Origin of the sequence: Ochrobactrum sp. 19YEA23 (assembly GCF_029909865.1) — a bacterium.
Lineage (GTDB): Bacteria > Pseudomonadota > Alphaproteobacteria > Rhizobiales > Rhizobiaceae > Brucella > Brucella gambitense.
On record NZ_JASAMQ010000002.1, the window covers coordinates 386898 to 403501 of the forward strand.

The following is a 16604-nucleotide window of genomic DNA, read 5'->3' on the forward strand; positions in this document are numbered from 1 at the left end:
TCAGCTTTCAAAGCTTTGCAGCTTGTCCAGAAGGCTTTTGGAGATCTCGAATTGTCGTGCTGTTCCGCGGCCCATGGAGTTTGTAACCATGGTTTCGGTCAACATGCCACGTTTCACGAGAAGATCGACTGTCTCCTTCACGCCACTGCGCGTCAGCTCAGTGATTTCCATTATATTTGTCAGGTTTAGCTTCTGGTGCGTCTGCATCATCGTGTAAAGGATCGTCATCATGCCGATCTCTTTCACGCGTGCCTGTGGGGTCTCGCCTTCCATCGGATTGTCAAGAATCTCGTGGAGGATCAGTCCGGAGAAGGCAAGACTGTGCAATTGAGATTTAAGCGCTCTTGTCATGTCATTTAACTGTGGTATATACGGTAGTCAAAATGCATTGCGTTACCGTATGACGCTGCTTCCATAGCGTGGTGTCATCGTTTCGGAGGGGCAAGTCCATGAAAAACCTTCTGCTTAAATGCCTGCTAACTCTTTCGTCTCTTCCATTACCTTACCTGAATTCTTCCGGCAATGCGCGCGCTGATGAATGGGGATGCAAGGTCATCCTCTGCCTTTCCAATCCGGGAGGGCCAACTGAATTTGCTGTATGCAATCCTCCGATCCAAAAATTGTGGCGTGAGCTTGCAAAGGGTCATGCCTTTCCAACCTGTAGCGGTGCGGGATTTCAGAGTTCACGTCCAGGTTACGAACCATATTATTGTGATGAAGGCTATCGGCTGTCGCGCAGCTACGGCCCTTTGGGCCAAGAGGCGACCTGCGTTTCCACCACTCCGCAGAACGTGAAGCGTTCCCTGTGCGCTTTGGATCGTGACAATCGCGGAAGTCAATCCAGCTCGGTCCTGTCGGCTCAATTGCAGCACCTGGACGGTCGACTTCAGTGCATGGGCTATTCCCTCACGCGTCCGAACATTCGGAAACAACCACATTATATCGACGTGTCTATCGATGGCGTCGACAAACAACGCGTCTGGTATTGAGCGATGGGTGCTACATTCGTCGACATCGCACAAAACTGCGCGCCGATGGTTCAAATGGAAACTTTGGCCGCTGTCGTCAGTCTCGAGAGCAGGTTTCAGCCCTTCAATATTCGCCTCAATAGCGGCAAGCCGCTTGCCGCACAGCCAGCGAGCAAAGCCGAGGCAATCGAGTTGGCGACGTCACTTATCGCAGACCATCAGGATATCCGGATTGGATTGGGTGGGGTCGGCGTTGACCAGCTTCAAAAACTCAATCTTTCAGTTTCCGATGCCTTCGACCCCCGTCTGAATCTCAAGGCAACAGCCACGTTTCTTGATGGCTACTATCGTCTCGCCCAACGTTTCGGCCGTAACCCGGAAGGTGCCGAGACGGTTATGCTTCAGTCCTATTATGGGCGAAACGATCCATCTCCAGGCGAAATAGTCCAGTATGACCAACAGGTGCGCGACGAAGCAAAGCGCCTTTCATCAAGACTAAAGTCGCTCGTCCTCGTCGAGCCAAACCGGGAGGATGCCAGGAAGGATCAGGTCAAGGAACAAGCGGCCGCCAAAATCGGCACAAAAGTCACCCAAAACGAAGAGCCAGTAACGTGGGACGTGTTTCGTTCCAGGCGGCTCTCTTCTGTTCTCGTTTTCCAGAATGATCGATCGGAGCAAAGTGAATGATTTCGAAGTCCAAAACACGTCCCCTTGTCGCTTCCATGCTCATGGGCATCGCCATCGTTACGGCATTAGCAGAGCCGGCTTTTGCACAGTCAGCTGGCATCGAGACCATACTGCAAAATATCGTCGATCTCCTGACCGGCAACATCTTCAGGCTGCTCGCGACGATCGCTGTCATCATTATCGCGATTGCGTGGATGTTTGGATATATGGATTTGAGGCGCGCGGGCTATTGGATCATCGGCATCGGGGTGATTGCGGGCGCTTCGGAGCTCGTCGGCACTATTGTTGGCAGCTGACGCTCATGACAAGCACACCCGTCCTCGAAGAAGACACGCTGTTTCTGGCTTGCACGCGCCCGGCAATGATTGCTGGCGTGACCATGGAAGCGATGGGCATCAATGTCATGCTGACAACCATCCTCTATATCGCTGCCGGATCGATCGCTTACGCCCTGGTTGGCATCGCCTTTCATTTCGTGTTCCGGACCCTCGTCAAGCATGACCATAATATGTTTCGCATTCTGCTTGCGTGGGTCGAAACCCGTGGTCGTTCCCGCAACGCAGCCTATTGGGGAGGCGCGACGCTTTCGCCGTTGAAACTTGTGCGGCGTTATGACGAAAGGGATCTGAGCCTTGCCTAGTCTTGCAACGCTGCGGTCTCGTGAACTTGGACCTGAGACCTTCATTCCCTATGTCCGGCATGTTGACGATACGACCATTGCGCTTGATTCCCGGGCATTGATGAGCGTGCTCGTGCTGGAGGGCGTTTCTTTCGAGACCGCTGATGTTCTCGATCTCAATGGTCTGCATCGTAGTCTGAACACGCTCTATCGCAATATTGCCGATGAGCGACTGGCGCTTTGGACGCATGTCATTCGTCGCCGGGACAACGACTATCCCGAAGGGCATTTTGCCAATCCATTTTCCGATAGTCTCAATACCAGATACCGCGAACGGATGGTCAGCGAGGACCTGTTTCGCAATGATCTTTATCTCACCCTTGTCAGCTATCCAAACCGCGGTCCAGTCGAAAAAGCAGCCAGTGTTCTCTCGCGTCTGCGCAAGGCGAAACGGTCCGGCGTTGAGATGGATGAAGAGGCACTGAAACACCTGAAAGACAAGGTCGTAGATGTTACGGCAGGGCTAAAGCGCTTTGGGGCCCGTATTCTGTCTCTCTATGAACAAGACGGTATCCTGTTTTCCGAACCGAGCGAGTTTCTTCACCAGCTTGTCGGTGGGCGGCGAGAACCGGTGCCTTTGACGGAAGGTCAGATCTCTTCGGCAATCTATTCGGACCGGGTGATTTTTGGCCGGGAGACAGTCGAAATCCGTCACGAAGCAGAAACCCGCTATGCGGGCATGTTCGGTTTCAAGGAATATCCAGCAACGACACGCGCAGGCATGCTCGACAGCATTTTGACCGCGCCATTTGAACTTATTCTTACCCAGTCCTTCGCCTTTACGTCCAAGGCAGATGCCCGCACGATCTTGGGTCGAAAGCAAAACCAGATGGTGAGTGCAGCTGACAAGGCGGCGTCGCAGATTGAGGAACTCAGCGATGCCATGGATGACCTTGAATCCAACCGCTTCGTGCTGGGGGAACATCATCTCGGCCTTTCGGTCTTCGCTGCGAGCGTGAAGGAACTCACTGACTATATGGCCAATGCGCGTGCGCATCTTACCAGTGGCGGGGCGGTTGTTGCCCGCGAGGATATTGGCCTTGAGGCAGCCTGGTGGGCGCAGTTGCCGGGTAACCTGCGTTATCGCGCGCGCTCGGGCGCGATAACATCGCGCAACTTTGCAGCATTGTCCCCCTTTCATTCTTATCCGACCGGCCAGAAGGACGGAAATGAATGGGGGGCAGCGGTTGCGATGCTAAAGACAGCTTCCGGCTCGCCATTTTATTTTAACTTCCATCACAGCGATCTCGGCAACACCTTCGTTTGCGGACCATCAGGCACTGGCAAGACGGTGCTTCTCAATTTTATGCTCTCGCAGCTCGAAAAACATGACCCGCATATGGTGTTCTTCGACAAGGACAGGGGTGCCGATCTCTTCGTTCGTGCCGCGGGTGGAACCTATTTGCCGCTCCAAAATGGCGTCTCAACCGGTTGCGCGCCGCTGAAAGCGCTCGAATTAACCGCAGAGAACAGGATATTTCTTGCAAATTGGATCGGCAAGCTGGTCGGAGCAGGGATGCGAGAGCTGACTGTCACCGAATTGCGCGACATCGCGTCCGCTGTCGACGGCCTCGCAGACCTTCCGGCCGAGCGCAGGTCCATCGGCGCGTTGCGCACATTCTTGAACAATACCGATCCAGAAGGCATCGCCTCACGGCTCAAGCGGTGGGAGAGGGGTGGGCCGCTTGGCTGGGTCTTCGACAATGAGTTTGACGATATAGGGATTGGTGCGAAGTTCATCGGCTACGACATGACCGATTTCCTCGATAACGAGGAAATCCGCACGCCGCTGATGGCCTACCTGTTCTATCGCATTGAGCAGTTGATTGATGGTCGTCGGATCATCATCGTCATTGATGAGTTCTGGAAGGCGCTGCAAGATGAGGGTTTTCGCGATCTTGCCCAGAACAAGCTGAAGACCATCCGCAAGCAGAACGGTCTGATGCTCTTTGCGACCCAGAGCCCGCGCGATGCCATCGTCTCGCCGATCGCCCATACAATCATTGAGCAATGCCCGACGCAGATTTTTCTGCCCAATCCGCGTGGCGACCATGCTGATTATGTCGCTGGCTTCAAGCTGACCGAAGGTGAGTTTGAACTGATTTCGCGAGAACTCTCTGTTGAAGATCGCCGTTTCATCGTCAAGCAGGGCCACAACAGCGTGGTTGCTGAACTCAACCTCAACGGTTTCGATGACGAACTCGCGATCCTGTCGGGCCGCACCGCGAATGTGGAACTGGCAGACGCCATCCGCGCCGAGCTTGGCGACGGAAAGGACTGGTTGCCCGTGTTCCAGCAAAGAAGGAGGACATCATGATCCCCAATGGCAAAAAGGCATTATTGCTCACGGCGGCTGCGCTGCTCGCGTCGGTAAGTTTTGCCGATGCCCAAGGTATTCCCGTTATTGATCAATCGGCGATCGCCAAGCAGATCGAGAGCATCGTCCAGCTCAAGTCGCAGCTTGATGCGCTGAACCAGCAGATCGAACAGGCACAGCAGCTCTATGGTTCGTTGAACAAGATCACCAACATGGCCGATGTCGCCAGTTTGCTGAACGATTCTTCAATCCGTAAGGCGCTTCCGCAGGACTTTAATGCCATCGAAAGTCTGTTCAAAGGATCGGGCACCGGCAACTTCGGCAATGCCGCTTCCAAATTCCTGGAGAACAATTCCACCTATCGCACGAATGCCAATGATTTCTACGCGCAGGAACTTTCGCGCACCCAGAACAAGAATGCTGGGCAATTAAGTCTCGGGCAGCAGATTTATGACGCGGCTACCAAGCGTATCGACGGGATTGATGAACTGCGTCAGCAGATATCGGGCGCAGCCGACGCCAAAGAAATCGCCGATCTGCAGGCGCGCCTTCAAGCCGAAAGCGCGTTTCTTCAAAACGATGTCCTTCGCATGCAGGGTCTGAAGATGGTTCAGCAGGCTGAAGTCCAGGTCGATGAACAACGCAAGGCCGAAGATTGGCGCCAGCGCATGGATACGATGGGGGCTGCACTCAAATGAGGTGGTTCGGTTTCGTTATAACGACGCTACTGCTTGCGGCCTGCGCTCCTCAGGAAAAGATCTACACGGTTGATGAACTGGTCGCTGACGAAGCCTTGCTCGCGAAAATGATAGCCAAATGCCGTAACAATCCAGGCGAAATTTCCGACACGGCGAACTGTCGCAATGCAGAGGCCGCTGATGGCAAGCTTCGGCTCGAACGTATGCGCAAGTCGCTTGGGGGCTAGACCATGTATGAGGTGTTCGGCTTCGTTGACGGGCAGTTCAAGACTCCGCTCGAAAACTTCGTTTCCACTGGAACGTCCAATATTGCCAGCTGGGTCAGCGGCCCTTTGGCGGCAGCTTTGACCCTTTACATCGTCCTTTACGGCTATCTCGTGCTACGTGGCTCGGTGCAAGAGCCGATCCTCGAATTTGCCTTCCGGGCAATCAAGCTTGCTATCATTGTCATGCTGGTCAGAAACGCCAGCGACTATCAGACCTATGTCACCAACATCTTCTTCGAAACGCTGCCGAAGGAGATTGCTCAGGCACTGAACACCGGAGCGACACCGAGTGCCTCCACCTTCGACAGCTTGCTCGATAAGGGCCAGAAATGCGCCTACGAGATCTGGTCTCGTGCTTCCTGGCCGGTTGATATCGTGACCGGCGTTGGTGGCATGATGGTGATTGGAGCGAGCTTCCTCGTTGCAGCAATCGGTTACATCGTCTCGCTCTATGCGCGCCTCGCGCTTGCCATCATTCTTGCAATCGGGCCGATTTTCATCGCGCTTGCCATGTTCCAATCGACACGGCGGTTTACCGAATCCTGGATCGGCCAGCTCGCGAACTTTGTCATCTTGCAGGTGCTGGTCGTCGCCATTGGCTCCCTGCTGATCACCTGCATTGATACGACCTTCACGGCGATTGAGGGTTACAGCGATGTGCTGATGCGACCGATCGCTCTTTGCGCCATCTGCATCGCTGCTCTCTATGTCTTTTACCAGCTACCCGGCATTGCCTCGGCACTTGCCGCCGGCGGCGCATCACTGACCTACGGCTATGGTGCTGCGCGCGATGCGCATGAAGGCACACTCGCTTGGGCGACCTCGCACACAATCCGGTCGGTTCGTCGTCGGCTCAACCGAGTGAAGTGACCGTTCTACACGTATGAAACTGGACAGGTAATCGCAGATGATCCGCATTCTTTTGCCACTTTTACTGACCGCAAGTCTTTCCGGCTGCGCGTCACTCTCTCATCCGCTGCCCAAATGCGATGGTCATGGCCGACGTCCATTGAACCGCTCTATGTGGCAATGGGAAGGCGATGCGAAATTGCAGAAATCGGCAAACGAGAGCATCGCGAACCCGTCAAGTAGCGCGGTTCCTTTCGCAGAGGAACCTGTTCCGGTCATGTCGGCTGCCTTTGCACACTTTGATATCGAGGGGTCCAAGCGCCCCTGCGAGGGCAGTTGAGATGGTAAATTCTGATAGCCTCAAGGATTATTTTGAAAAGGCGCGCCGCTTCGATCAGGATCGGCTGATCCAGGTTGAACGCTCAAATCGCATTGCCTGGTTTGTCGCGATCTCGGCCAGTATCATTGCTGTTGTCTCCGTTGTCGCCATTGCTGGCCTCACGCCGTTGAAGACGGTGGAACCATTTGTCGTACGGGTCGACAATTCGACGGGGATCGTTGACGTCGTTTCAGCCCTAACGTCGACAGCCGGCACCTATGATGAGGCCGTCACGAAATATTTTGCTGCAAGATATGTTCGCGCCCGTGAAGGCTATGTCTGGAGTGAAGGAGAGGAGAATTTCCGGACGGTTGCGCTTTTGTCGACCCAGTCTGAACAAACGCGCTTCGCGGCAAGCTATCGTGGAAGCAATCCGGATTCGCCGCAGAATATCTATGGTCGGGGCGCCACCGCGCGGATCAATATTGCTTCGATCTCGCTGATCAACAAATACGTGGCATCGGTCCGGTACATGCGCACCGTTACGCGCGGCGATGAAGTGCGCACTACGCATTGGGTCGCGACGCTTACCTTCGCTTACGCCAATGCACCGATGTCCTCCACCGACCGATTGGTCAATCCCTTGGGTTTCGCCGTCAGCGAATATCGTGCCGATCCGGAGGCCATCAATTGAGAAATAAATTTCTGCCTGTTTTTCTCCTGATTGCTGGCTTTTCCTCGCCAGCCGTGTCTTTGGAAATACCGCGGGGTGCGTCTCAGGATAGCCGTGTCCGATTTATCGACTATCAGCCTTACAACATCACGCGGGTCGTCGGTACGCTACGCTCATCCGTGCAGGTCGAGTTCGCGGTGGACGAGGAAATTGCCCATGTGGCGCTTGGTAACAGCGTGGCCTGGGAGGTGGCGCCGGCTGGCAATATTCTCTTTCTCAAGCCGCGTGAAAATCAGCCCGTTACCAACATCTCGGTCGTGACGACGAGGCGGGACGGCTCGACACGCAGCTATCAGATGGAGCTGACTATTCGTGACGGCAGCGTAGAGGCCGGGCAGAACACTTATTTCTATCTGAAATATCGGTATCCGGCAGACGAAGCTGCGCGGCGCAAGGAAGACGCGGCTCTACGTGCCCGGGCCGCCCAGGCAGGCGAAGCTGATCGGGTTTTGTCCCTTCACGAGGCGTATGGGCCGCGGAATTGGCATTATACCGCCCAAGGCGCACAGTCGCTTGAACCGCAGGCTATCTATGACAACGGCAAGGTCACAACCTTTGCCTTTGTCGGCAATCAGGAAATGCCGGCTATCTACATGGAGAATTCCGACGGGACAGAAAGCCTGGTTCCAAAATCCGTCGACGGCAATCTCGTTCTTGTTCACGCGATCAGTCGCAAGTTCATTCTGCGTAGGGGCGGGGATGTGCTGTGCATCTTCAACGAAGCTTACGATCGTGTTGGCATCAATCCTGAGACAAACACGACATCGCCGTCCGTCGAACGCGTGGTGAAAACGCAGCCAGTTACGGCGCAATAGGAGGTATCATGGCGGACGAAGAAACCACGCAGATTCCCGGCGAACGTGCAGAAACATCGACCGGTCGGCGCATCGACAACAATCCAATCCTGAAGCGCGGCGCGGTCGCACTTGCCATTGTCGCATTTGTCTCCTTTGCGCTCTGGTCGATGCGCGGGAACAACAAGCCCTCCGAGACTGCACAACCGGAGCGGGTTGTCATCCGGCAGACGTCGGATTTCGAGCCGGCCAAAGAACCGGTCCAGCCGGTGGTGGCTCCGGGTAAACTCCAGCTTCCGACACCGGTTCTGACAGAAGAGAAACCTGCTGACGACGACAAACTGCTCGATGCCGCGCGGCGCGCGCCCGTGATGGCCTATGGAGCCGAGAAAACGCAGTCCGCCAAGCGACAACAGGGTGATGCCGGCGCCGATCCCGATGCAAATTATGTCCCGCTCGGGAACACGCCGGGCAGCTTTGGCGGCGAGCGCGAGAACGAAGATCAGCGCTTCAATCGCATGCTGACACCAACGCGGTTGCAGGGCTCGCGCGCCGGAACGCTTGGCAATCGGGATTTTATCGTTGCGATGGGAACGGCCATTCCATGCGTGCTGGAAACGGCACTTTCTTCCGACCAGCCGGGTTTTACGAGCTGCGTCATCAACCGCGATGTTCTGTCCGACAACGGTCGGGTTGTGCTGATGGAAAAGGGCACACAGGTCGTCGGTGAATATCGCGGGGGACTTCGTCGCGGACAAAAGCGCCTGTTTGTTCTCTGGAACCGTGCGAAGACGCCGAAAGGTGTGATCATTACATTAGCGTCACCCGCAACCGATGCTCTAGGACGCGCTGGAATGGATGGCTATGTTGACACGCATTGGTGGGAACGGTTCGGCAGCGCTATCCTTTTGTCGATCGTGGGCGACGTCACATCCTATGCAACGAGCCGGTTGCGGGACGGCGACGTCGATGCGCAGAACACCACCAGTGCCGGTCAACAGGCTGCGGCGATTGCCGTCGAACAGTCGATTAACATCCCACCAACCCTGATAAAACACCAGGGAGGGCTTGTCTCAATCTTTGTAGCACGGGATCTCGATTTTTCCAGCGTGTACGGGCTGCGCGTAACCGAGCCCCGCAACCGGATTTACGACCGTGCCGTTCTCGGTGACTTTACGCCGGACTCCACGATTGTGACGAAATAGGTAAGACGATGATCGAAGCCGTAGATTCCGGCGTCGTGCGCGAGCTGTTGTTGCCGCTGTCACCGTTTCTGCGTGATCGGTCACTCTATGAAATTATCGTCAACAGGCCGGGCAAGGTCATGACAGAAGGTTCGGTCGGATGGCAGACACATAGCATACCGGAACTCACCTATGACCGGCTGATGCGCCTTGCGCGGGCGGTCGCAAGTTTTTCCGATCAGTCGATCAATGAAACCAATCCAATCTTGTCGGCAACCTTGCCCGACGATGAACGCATACAGATCGTGATACCGCCGGCGACGATAAAGGGAACGGTGAGCCTCACCATCCGCAAACCATCCTCGGTGTCGCTCAGCCTTGATGATCTTGACCAGGCAGGGCTTTTTGCCGAGGTTCGGCATGTCGAAGAAAACCACGGGCAATCGGACCAATTATTGTCCAATTTCTATCGGGCTGGCTTACATAAGGAGTTTCTGAGGCAAGCCATCTTGGCGCGAAAGAACATCATTATCTCTGGTGCAACGGGATCGGGAAAAACAACGCTCTCCAAAGCGCTGATCAGGCACATTCCTGACAGTGAGCGTATCATTTCTATCGAAGATACACCCGAACTGGTAATCCCGCAGCCAAATCATGTTCGGCTTTTCTATTCAAAGGGTGGTCAGGGAATGGCGAGGATCGGCGCAAAGGATCTCCTGGAATCCTGTCTTCGTATGCGCCCCGACCGGATTTTGCTGCAGGAATTGCGCGACGGCACAGCCTTTTACTACATCCGTAATGTGAATTCCGGACATCCCGGTTCGATCACCACGGTCCACGCGGATTCAGCGCGTCTGGCCTTTGAGCAACTCACATTGCTGGTGAAGGAATCGGAGGGCGGAAGCGATCTTGAGCGACAAGACATTCGTGAAATGCTGACAATCGCGATCGACATCATCGTGCAGTGCAAACGGGTCGACGGGCGGTTCCAGGTGAGCGAGATTTACTTCCGCGATGTAGCTATGTCTGACGCGAAATTCTAGATCACGACGTCATGTGTGATCACTTACCGTCTTGCTCAACGCTGCAGAGTATCGCGAATAGCGTCGGCAAACAGGATGCCGGCAGGAGGCGTGAGGGTGGCGGCCAGCAAAGAGGGAAAGGGGAGTTCGTGGTGGATTGTGGTTGTCGGAGAAAGGCTCCGGCCAGTCCGTCACGGAGAAAAGATATGGCACAGGCCATCCAGAAATCACGCTCAATGCCGGACGCGACATCCCGTTCGACAAGCTCGTTTTGAGCCAGCAGAACGTCCGCAAGACCAAGGCGGGCGTCTCGATCGAGGAGCTTGCCGAAGACATCGCCCATCGCGGGCTGCTGACCAGCCTCAATGTCCGCGCCGAGATCGATGCCGATGGTAACGAGACCGGAATTTACCGCATCCCCGCCGGCGGTCGTCGCTATCGCGCGCTCGCACTACTGGTCAGTCAGAAAAAGCTGTCGAAAGCGGCCGCAGTTCCATGCATCGTCAGCAAGGGCGAGACCGCTGAAGTCGAGGATTCGCTTGCCGAAAACATCAGGCGCGTCGACCTTCATCCGCTGGACGAGTTCCGGGCGATCATGACGCTGCGCGAACAGGGGCTCGATGAGGAGGAGATCGCCGCTCGCCTTCACATGACGGTGGCGACGGTGAAGCAGCGCTTGCGCCTCGCATCGGTCTCGCCACGACTTCTGGAACTTTACGCGAATGACGAGTTGAAGCTCGGGCAGGTCATGGCATTCTCGATCACCAATGATCACGCTCGCCAGGAACAGGTTTGGGACACGGTTTCGCGGACCTATGGTCAGGGTGCCAATTATATTCGTCGCATGCTGACCGAAACCGCGATCAGGGCCACCGATCGCCGCGCCATCTATGTTGGCACAGATGTCTACGAGGCTGCTGGGGGCGTGGTCATGCGTGACCTGTTCGAACCGGACAATGGTGGATGGCTGCAGGATCCGGCGCTGCTCGGACAGCTCGTGATCGAAAAGCTGGTAGCCTACTCGGAAGTGCTCAAGGCTGAGGAAGGTTGGAAATGGGTCGAAACGGCGTTGGACTTCTCCTACGGCCATACCTCCGCTCTTCGCCGGTTCTACGGCAAACAGGCGCAATACTCTGAGCAAGAGCTGGCTCGCCACGACGCCCTGAAGGCGGAATACGACAAGCTCGACGCCGAATATGCCGAGGCGGAAGAGGTCTGTGAGGAAACCGAGGCCCGGCTTTAGGAAATCGGCAACGAACTCGATGTGTTGAACGACCGGCCCTATGTCTTCGATCCGGAAGAGGTCTCCCGCGGCGGCGTTTTCATCTCACTTGCCGTCAATGGGGAACTGAAGATCGAACGCGGTTTCGTTCGACCGGAAGATGAGCCCACCGCCGAGGTGGATGCCGATGATGCGGATGATGGTGATGGTCATGGCGGAAATGATACCGTTGCAGCATCGGCGAATGGTGGAGTTTCGATTATCGGCAGGACTGCGAGCGTCGAGGAGCCGGAGGACGATGATGGTAAGCTGCGCGCGCTTTCCGATCGTGTTGTCGAAGATCTTACAGCCGCCCGCACTGTCGCCCTTCGCAATGAGCTGGCGAACAACCCGGTGGTGGCTTTCATCGCGGCTCTCCATGTTGCGGTCCTCAAGATCTTCTATAGATACGGGGCAGACTCGTGTCTGGAGGTCACGCTACAGCATACCACCTTCGGCCAGACCCAGGGACTGGGCGATACGGTATGGGTGAAGGAGATTGAACAGCGGCAGGAATCGTGGGGTTATGATCTCCCTGCGAATGCTGACGAGGTCTGGGATTATCTGATCAAGCTCGATGAACCGAGCCGCATGGCGTTGTTTTCCCATTGCGTCTCGTTGTCGGTCAACACCACGGTCCAGGCGTGGAACAGGCGGGTCACGGAAAATGTCCATGCCCGGCAGCGCGCGATCTCGCTCGGATTTGACATGGTGGAGGCGGGCTGGACACCGACCGTCGACAACTATCTCGGGCGCGTGACCAAGGCGCATATCCTGCAGGCGGTTCGCGAGGCGAAGGGTGAGCAGTCGTCCCAACTCATTGATCACCTGAAAAAGCCCGACATGGCGCGCGAGGCTGCCCGATTGCTGGAAGGCAGCGGATGGCTCCCTGAAGTTTTGCGGCTTCCGGTTGCCGAAACCACTGTGGTCGCCGAGATCGGTGCTGAGGTGACGGAAGATGGTGTCGATGACAATACCTCCAAAACTGCTGATGCCGATTTGCCGGCTTACTTGACCAAAGGCGAGGAGGAGGCTTCTGTCAATCTCTCTGACGATGGTGAACATCTGGAAGCCGCTGAATAGCTGCGTCCGGATCATCACAACATAGAATCCCGGGCCCGGTCATTACGCCGGGCTCTTTCAGTTTTTGGACATTGGACACAAGCATGTCCGTCATGAACATCTATGAACGCGCCAGAAAGGCTTCAGCCCTCTTCTGCTCGGTTGGGAAGCAGAGCAGGTCGGCGATCTGCCCGGTATGACTGGTGAAACAAGCGCATCGGCGGCTCTACGCACTCAGCGCAGCAGCCGCCGTTCGAGAAAGGACTGCATGTCACGCCGACCATCCGCGACGCAATAGACGATCACATTCTCTCCGATGATGCGATAGATCATCCGCCAGGGCTTGTGATGCAGCTCCCGATAGTCGGTGATGCCGAGACCGGTGAGTTCCTTCGGAACATTTCCCTTGGCTGGCAAATCCTCGAGCCCCAGACAGGCATGCTCGATTTCGCCGAGAATCCGTTCGGCAGTCTCGATGCCATCCCGGCTGGCGAGGAAGCGGTAGAGATCTTCAAGATCCCGTTCTGCATCCTCGGTAAACAGAACTTGATACGGCATCAGGCGCTAGGCTTCGACAGGCGTGCACGAAGGCGTGCGAAGGTTTCTTTCGCAGGGCGGACCTTCCCGTCCTCCACCTGCTTGTTCGTCAGCGCCAGCACCTTCAAAAGCGCCAGCGTTTCCTGCGTTTCTTCGTATTGCGTAACGTCCTGAAGCACGGCTTTCGCCTCGCCATGCAATGTGATTACCACCGGCTGCCGGTCGTCGGCGAGCTGGCGAATGACCTCCGGTGCATGTGCCTTGAGGTAACTGATGGGTTTGACCTGTTCCGATAGTTTCATAGCTGTTAACTCCTTTTGACCAGAATATAGACCTTTAATGGTCTTTCTGGAAGCGATTATTGCGAAGTCGCAAGAGGGGAGAAGGGTCGTTTGCGCGTGGGCGGTTGCCGTAGGGCCGGAGAGAAGGTTTCAGGAGAGGGCGTATGAGCGCCGTTTTCTTGCAAATCTGGCAAGTCGGAAGATCATCTCACTCATGCAGGATGGCGACAATAGATGCAAATGATCGCCACATCCTGCACGAGTGCGGGGGAAGAGGCCGCAGTCCGGGAACGATTTGTTTAACGCGTCCAGTCTTCCACGCGCAGGCCCTCGACGCGCTCAAACTCGCCGGTATTGTTGGTAACGACCACGAGATCCCGCGCCTTTGCCTGACCGGCGATAAGTGCGTCATAGGGACCGATTGGCGTCCCCTTGACGGCAAGGGCCGCCCGGATATCTCCAGCGACGTACGCATCCCTCTGGTCGAAATCGAGGACTGGAAAATCGGCGAGCAGTAAGCGCAACGTCTCGAGATTATGCTCGATCTTTGCACTTTTGTGAGCGCCAAAATAAAGCTCATGAACGACAATTGAAGAAAGGCCGATCGTCCCCGGAACGCTGCCGAGAACACGACTGACCAGAGTATCTGATCGCCGACCGATCAAGGTGATTACAGCATTGGTGTCGAGAAGATGGGAAATCACGAAAACACCGCATCAAGCTCCGGCCGGTCCTGCTGATCGGGCTGTTTGCGGCCATCCGCCATGAAATCGTCGCTGACCCCGCGGGTGAGTGCAGCCCTCAGCGATGCCCATGCCTCCTTGGTCTCGACATGTGGGCGAAGGATGAGCGCATCGCCTTCCTGCGTGATCTCCACGCGCTCGACATTGAAGCGGAACTCTTTCGGCAGGCGAACGGCTTGTGAATTGCCTGCCTGAAAAACACGGGCGAGATGGGGCATGGCCGCTCCTCCTTTTGTATACACAGAAATGTATATACGCTCTTGCCGTTTCTGTTTCAAGATATGATTCATGACCCCGTGCATTCGATGCCGCCCGACACATCGGCTTGGCTGACAGCGGCAAAGCCAGCCCGATCGCTCAAGTATCGTTTGTCTGCCGGCGGGCTGTGCTCCGGATGGTTTCATGCTGTCTGGCTGGACGGACGTTGACCGGGGCGACGTTGCCGAAGACCACATTTCGGACACCGGTATTTCCAGCTTCACCAGATATTGCCGCATGACCGGCAATGGGCAAGTCGGTCACCACGCCAATCATCGTGGACCGTGAACGGATGGCGCGGCGGAGGGAATTCATCGCATCCCGCCCGCACGGGTGGAGCGGGCGCTGGAGATGGCGCGTTGGCGCGGATGGCGGCGAAGGTGCACGCGCAAGCCTGTGCCCGGTTCCGCTCAATGGTGGATCAGGCAGGCATGATGGTTTCGCTCCCCTCGATTGCCCCGAACCATTCCCGTTGTATGTCGCTCGTATAGACGACCGCCTGCTTTTGCGGTCAACCCCTGACGGGGTAAGACCCGCCCGAAAATTTTGCAAAATTCGATTTCGGTTCCCTTGCCTTGACGGGAAATAGAATTTTGCAAAATTTTCAGCCGAGCTGACCGCAGCAAGTCGGCCGTCTCTTCGTGCGCCATCGGGAATGGTCCCGAGCAACCGAAGGAGACACTACCATGGCCACCACGATCGCAACCTTGATGCAGAAGACCGACGGCAGCCTCGAAGGCATTTTCGCCACCATCCGGGTCAACGCGCCGATCGCAATCGTCCCGAACGCGAGCAAGTCAAGCGACGAAGCCCCCGATTTCCGCGTCATCCATCGTCTGACCGGCTTCGAGATCGGCGCGGGATGGAACCGCGTCGCCCGCCAGACCGGAGAGGAATACCTCTCGGTGAAGCTTGAGGCTCCCGAAATCGGTGTGATCTTCGGCAACGTCGCCCCAGCTCCCGGCGGGGATCCGGCAAAGAAGGTGATCCTCTGGAACAACCCGAACTGAGCGGCAGGCAGCCGGCTTCGAGCGATCGGGGCCGGCTCCGGCATTTTGCACTGATTGATCCGTGTGAACATGGGAGTGAAAGCGGGCATCGAGCCCGCTGTCACTCCTTCCGGGTGCCAAACGCAACCAAACTTTGTCTGCTCAGACCGTCCAAGTGTGCCATGCCAGCCAGAATGCCTCCAGGACGAGCGGTTCCCCCAATTTTGCCGCCGATCGCTTGCGCGCTCGCCAACAAAATCGGCTCCCCCACTCGCCGCCTCCGGCGATCGCGTTCCGCGCTCCTTGACCCCTCCGGCCTGCCATGACTGCGGGCAGCGTCTTTCACAAACATCAAGGAGACAATCAATGTCGATCGATCAGCACATCGAGGAGCTACGCGCCGAGCTGCGGAACGCAGTCTATCGCAACGAGCGCCGCTGGATCGAGAAGGAACTGGCGAAGGCGCTGGCAGAGCGCGAGGCGCTCTGGGCCGAGCAGGCGGCTTTCCTCAAGAACGAACCGCCCTATTGAGGGCGGTTTCGCGTCTCGGGCGTGCTGTGCGGCCTCAGCCGTTGAGCGCGTCCTTCACCGCTTTCGCCGGCGTAAAAGTCAGCTTCTTCGACGCCGCGATCTTGATTGTTTCTCCCGTCGCCGGATTGCGGCCTTCGCGTGCCGGCGTCTCTTTCACCTTGAATTTGCCGGAGCCTGGCACATTCGTCTCGGCGCCGGTCTTCGCCGCTTCGGCGATCTGCCGGAACACGCTGTCCACAATGGCCTTCGCCTGAGCCTTGGTCAGGCTCTGCTCGGCGGCGATCTTGTCCGCCATCGCGGTTGCTGTCGTCATGGAAAATAACCTCCCAGGTTAAGGTCTCATCAGTATGACAATCGGTGTGCCGCGATGATAGGGACAGATACTGCTGCGGCGCGGTCAATCCACCGGAAATCGCGGATTTTACC

Annotated in this window: 22 protein-coding genes and 1 pseudogene; 17 read left to right on the forward strand and 6 right to left on the reverse strand. The window is 56.4% G+C overall.

The genetic code is table 11. From position 1 onward, the window contains the following. On the reverse strand, positions 1-351 hold the full coding sequence (locus QBD01_RS08350; protein WP_280992409.1) for a MarR family transcriptional regulator: 351 nt from the start codon (positions 349-351) through the stop codon (positions 1-3). A 98-nt stretch (positions 352-449) separates the two neighbouring features. Between QBD01_RS08350 and QBD01_RS08355 the strand changes: the two genes are divergently transcribed. The 14 genes and pseudogenes from QBD01_RS08355 to QBD01_RS08420 all read left to right on the forward strand — a co-directional run bounded on the left by QBD01_RS08355 (position 450) and on the right by QBD01_RS08420 (position 12860). Next, positions 450-989: a hypothetical protein gene (locus tag QBD01_RS08355; RefSeq protein WP_280992410.1), complete on the forward strand. Its 540-nt coding sequence runs from the start codon at positions 450-452 to the stop codon at positions 987-989. 3 nt (positions 990-992) lie between these two features. Next, positions 993-1655: a type IV secretion system protein VirB1 gene (locus QBD01_RS08360; protein WP_280992411.1), complete on the forward strand. Its 663-nt coding sequence runs from the start codon at positions 993-995 to the stop codon at positions 1653-1655. Next, positions 1652-1951: a TrbC/VirB2 family protein gene (locus QBD01_RS08365; protein ID WP_121539024.1), complete on the forward strand. Its 300-nt coding sequence runs from the start codon at positions 1652-1654 to the stop codon at positions 1949-1951. Before QBD01_RS08360 ends, QBD01_RS08365 begins: the two co-directional genes overlap by 4 nt. A 5-nt stretch (positions 1952-1956) precedes the next feature. Then, positions 1957-2295, forward strand: a complete 339-nt coding sequence (locus QBD01_RS08370; protein ID WP_121539023.1) for a type IV secretion system protein VirB3 — start codon at positions 1957-1959, stop codon at positions 2293-2295. Continuing rightward, positions 2288-4651: a VirB4 family type IV secretion system protein gene (locus QBD01_RS08375; protein WP_280992412.1), complete on the forward strand. Its 2364-nt coding sequence runs from the start codon at positions 2288-2290 to the stop codon at positions 4649-4651. The genes QBD01_RS08370 and QBD01_RS08375 overlap by 8 nt, the downstream gene beginning before the upstream one ends. After that, positions 4648-5349, forward strand: a complete 702-nt coding sequence (gene virB5, locus QBD01_RS08380) for a P-type DNA transfer protein VirB5 (RefSeq protein ID WP_280992413.1) — start codon at positions 4648-4650, stop codon at positions 5347-5349. The genes QBD01_RS08375 and virB5 overlap by 4 nt, the downstream gene beginning before the upstream one ends. Next, entirely contained in the window at positions 5346-5576 is a 231-nt protein-coding gene (locus tag QBD01_RS08385; protein ID WP_199056879.1) for an EexN family lipoprotein, read from the forward strand. Before virB5 ends, QBD01_RS08385 begins: the two co-directional genes overlap by 4 nt. A 3-nt stretch (positions 5577-5579) precedes the next feature. Further along, the gene (locus QBD01_RS08390) at positions 5580-6485 is read left to right on the forward strand and encodes a type IV secretion system protein (RefSeq protein ID WP_280992414.1); all 906 of its coding nucleotides are present in this window, start codon (positions 5580-5582) and stop codon (positions 6483-6485) included. A gap of 37 nt (positions 6486-6522) precedes the next feature. Beyond that, positions 6523-6804 (forward strand): hypothetical protein, encoded by a 282-nt coding sequence (locus tag QBD01_RS08395; RefSeq protein WP_280992415.1) that lies wholly within the window; start codon positions 6523-6525, stop codon positions 6802-6804. Between the two features lies 1 nt (position 6805). After that, a complete protein-coding gene (locus QBD01_RS08400) occupies positions 6806-7477 on the forward strand; it encodes a virB8 family protein (protein WP_280992416.1) in 672 nt (223 codons plus the stop codon). Beyond that, positions 7474-8331, forward strand: a complete 858-nt coding sequence (virB9, locus tag QBD01_RS08405; protein ID WP_280992417.1) for a P-type conjugative transfer protein VirB9 — start codon at positions 7474-7476, stop codon at positions 8329-8331. Before QBD01_RS08400 ends, virB9 begins: the two co-directional genes overlap by 4 nt. 8 nt (positions 8332-8339) lie before the next feature. Continuing rightward, positions 8340-9515: a type IV secretion system protein VirB10 gene (gene virB10, locus QBD01_RS08410; protein ID WP_280992418.1), complete on the forward strand. Its 1176-nt coding sequence runs from the start codon at positions 8340-8342 to the stop codon at positions 9513-9515. Between the two features lie 8 nt (positions 9516-9523). Next, entirely contained in the window at positions 9524-10537 is a 1014-nt protein-coding gene (virB11, locus tag QBD01_RS08415) for a P-type DNA transfer ATPase VirB11 (protein ID WP_280992419.1), read from the forward strand. A 185-nt stretch (positions 10538-10722) separates the two neighbouring features. Continuing rightward, a pseudogene (locus QBD01_RS08420) lies at positions 10723-12860 on the forward strand (ParB/RepB/Spo0J family partition protein). Positions 12861-13073: 213 nt separating this feature from the next. On the opposite strand, the gene QBD01_RS08425 reads toward QBD01_RS08420, so the two are convergent. The 4 genes from QBD01_RS08425 to QBD01_RS08440 all read right to left on the reverse strand — a co-directional run bounded on the left by QBD01_RS08425 (position 13074) and on the right by QBD01_RS08440 (position 14618). Beyond that, positions 13074-13397: a type II toxin-antitoxin system RelE/ParE family toxin gene (locus tag QBD01_RS08425; protein ID WP_280992420.1), complete on the reverse strand. Its 324-nt coding sequence runs from the start codon at positions 13395-13397 to the stop codon at positions 13074-13076. Continuing rightward, positions 13397-13678, reverse strand: coding sequence for a type II toxin-antitoxin system Phd/YefM family antitoxin (locus tag QBD01_RS08430; protein WP_199056886.1), 282 nt, complete (start codon positions 13676-13678; stop codon positions 13397-13399). The genes QBD01_RS08425 and QBD01_RS08430 overlap by 1 nt, the downstream gene beginning before the upstream one ends. Before the next feature lie 278 nt (positions 13679-13956). Next, the gene (locus QBD01_RS08435; RefSeq protein WP_280992421.1) at positions 13957-14361 is read right to left on the reverse strand and encodes a type II toxin-antitoxin system VapC family toxin; all 405 of its coding nucleotides are present in this window, start codon (positions 14359-14361) and stop codon (positions 13957-13959) included. Next, positions 14358-14618, reverse strand: a complete 261-nt coding sequence (locus QBD01_RS08440) for a type II toxin-antitoxin system VapB family antitoxin (protein WP_182522109.1) — start codon at positions 14616-14618, stop codon at positions 14358-14360. The genes QBD01_RS08435 and QBD01_RS08440 overlap by 4 nt, the downstream gene beginning before the upstream one ends. 184 nt (positions 14619-14802) lie before the next feature. Between QBD01_RS08440 and QBD01_RS08445 the strand changes: the two genes are divergently transcribed. The 3 genes from QBD01_RS08445 to QBD01_RS08455 all read left to right on the forward strand — a co-directional run bounded on the left by QBD01_RS08445 (position 14803) and on the right by QBD01_RS08455 (position 16178). After that, positions 14803-14946, forward strand: coding sequence for a hypothetical protein (locus QBD01_RS08445; protein WP_280992422.1), 144 nt, complete (start codon positions 14803-14805; stop codon positions 14944-14946). Positions 14947-15344: 398 nt separating this feature from the next. Further along, entirely contained in the window at positions 15345-15668 is a 324-nt protein-coding gene (locus tag QBD01_RS08450; RefSeq protein WP_280992423.1) for a DUF736 family protein, read from the forward strand. A gap of 345 nt (positions 15669-16013) precedes the next feature. After that, positions 16014-16178, forward strand: a complete 165-nt coding sequence (locus tag QBD01_RS08455) for a hypothetical protein (protein ID WP_182522112.1) — start codon at positions 16014-16016, stop codon at positions 16176-16178. A gap of 34 nt (positions 16179-16212) precedes the next feature. Here the strand turns inward: QBD01_RS08455 and QBD01_RS08460 are convergent, their stop codons facing one another. Next, positions 16213-16491 carry an HU family DNA-binding protein gene (locus QBD01_RS08460; protein WP_280992424.1) on the reverse strand — a complete coding sequence of 93 codons (279 nt, stop codon included), beginning with the start codon at positions 16489-16491 and terminating at the stop codon, positions 16213-16215. Positions 16492-16604: the final 113 nt, after the last annotated feature.

What these genes read in the sequence shown, in the direction of transcription:
- QBD01_RS08350 (WP_280992409.1), bottom strand. Translation starts at nt 351, where the DNA reads ATGACAAGAGCGCTTAAATCTCAATTGCACAGTCTTGCCTTCTCCGGA.
- QBD01_RS08355 (WP_280992410.1), top strand. Translation starts at nt 450, where the DNA reads ATGAAAAACCTTCTGCTTAAATGCCTGCTAACTCTTTCGTCTCTTCCA.
- QBD01_RS08360 (WP_280992411.1), top strand. Translation starts at nt 993, where the DNA reads ATGGGTGCTACATTCGTCGACATCGCACAAAACTGCGCGCCGATGGTT.
- QBD01_RS08365 (WP_121539024.1), top strand. Translation starts at nt 1,652, where the DNA reads ATGATTTCGAAGTCCAAAACACGTCCCCTTGTCGCTTCCATGCTCATG.
- QBD01_RS08370 (WP_121539023.1), top strand. Translation starts at nt 1,957, where the DNA reads ATGACAAGCACACCCGTCCTCGAAGAAGACACGCTGTTTCTGGCTTGC.
- virB5 (WP_280992413.1), top strand. Translation starts at nt 4,648, where the DNA reads ATGATCCCCAATGGCAAAAAGGCATTATTGCTCACGGCGGCTGCGCTG.
- QBD01_RS08385 (WP_199056879.1), top strand. Translation starts at nt 5,346, where the DNA reads ATGAGGTGGTTCGGTTTCGTTATAACGACGCTACTGCTTGCGGCCTGC.
- QBD01_RS08390 (WP_280992414.1), top strand. Translation starts at nt 5,580, where the DNA reads ATGTATGAGGTGTTCGGCTTCGTTGACGGGCAGTTCAAGACTCCGCTC.
- QBD01_RS08395 (WP_280992415.1), top strand. Translation starts at nt 6,523, where the DNA reads ATGATCCGCATTCTTTTGCCACTTTTACTGACCGCAAGTCTTTCCGGC.
- QBD01_RS08400 (WP_280992416.1), top strand. Translation starts at nt 6,806, where the DNA reads ATGGTAAATTCTGATAGCCTCAAGGATTATTTTGAAAAGGCGCGCCGC.
- virB10 (WP_280992418.1), top strand. Translation starts at nt 8,340, where the DNA reads ATGGCGGACGAAGAAACCACGCAGATTCCCGGCGAACGTGCAGAAACA.
- virB11 (WP_280992419.1), top strand. Translation starts at nt 9,524, where the DNA reads ATGATCGAAGCCGTAGATTCCGGCGTCGTGCGCGAGCTGTTGTTGCCG.
- QBD01_RS08425 (WP_280992420.1), bottom strand. Translation starts at nt 13,397, where the DNA reads ATGCCGTATCAAGTTCTGTTTACCGAGGATGCAGAACGGGATCTTGAA.
- QBD01_RS08430 (WP_199056886.1), bottom strand. Translation starts at nt 13,678, where the DNA reads ATGAAACTATCGGAACAGGTCAAACCCATCAGTTACCTCAAGGCACAT.
- QBD01_RS08440 (WP_182522109.1), bottom strand. Translation starts at nt 14,618, where the DNA reads ATGCCCCATCTCGCCCGTGTTTTTCAGGCAGGCAATTCACAAGCCGTT.
- QBD01_RS08445 (WP_280992422.1), top strand. Translation starts at nt 14,803, where the DNA reads ATGCTGTCTGGCTGGACGGACGTTGACCGGGGCGACGTTGCCGAAGAC.
- QBD01_RS08450 (WP_280992423.1), top strand. Translation starts at nt 15,345, where the DNA reads ATGGCCACCACGATCGCAACCTTGATGCAGAAGACCGACGGCAGCCTC.
- QBD01_RS08455 (WP_182522112.1), top strand. Translation starts at nt 16,014, where the DNA reads ATGTCGATCGATCAGCACATCGAGGAGCTACGCGCCGAGCTGCGGAAC.
- QBD01_RS08460 (WP_280992424.1), bottom strand. Translation starts at nt 16,491, where the DNA reads ATGACGACAGCAACCGCGATGGCGGACAAGATCGCCGCCGAGCAGAGC.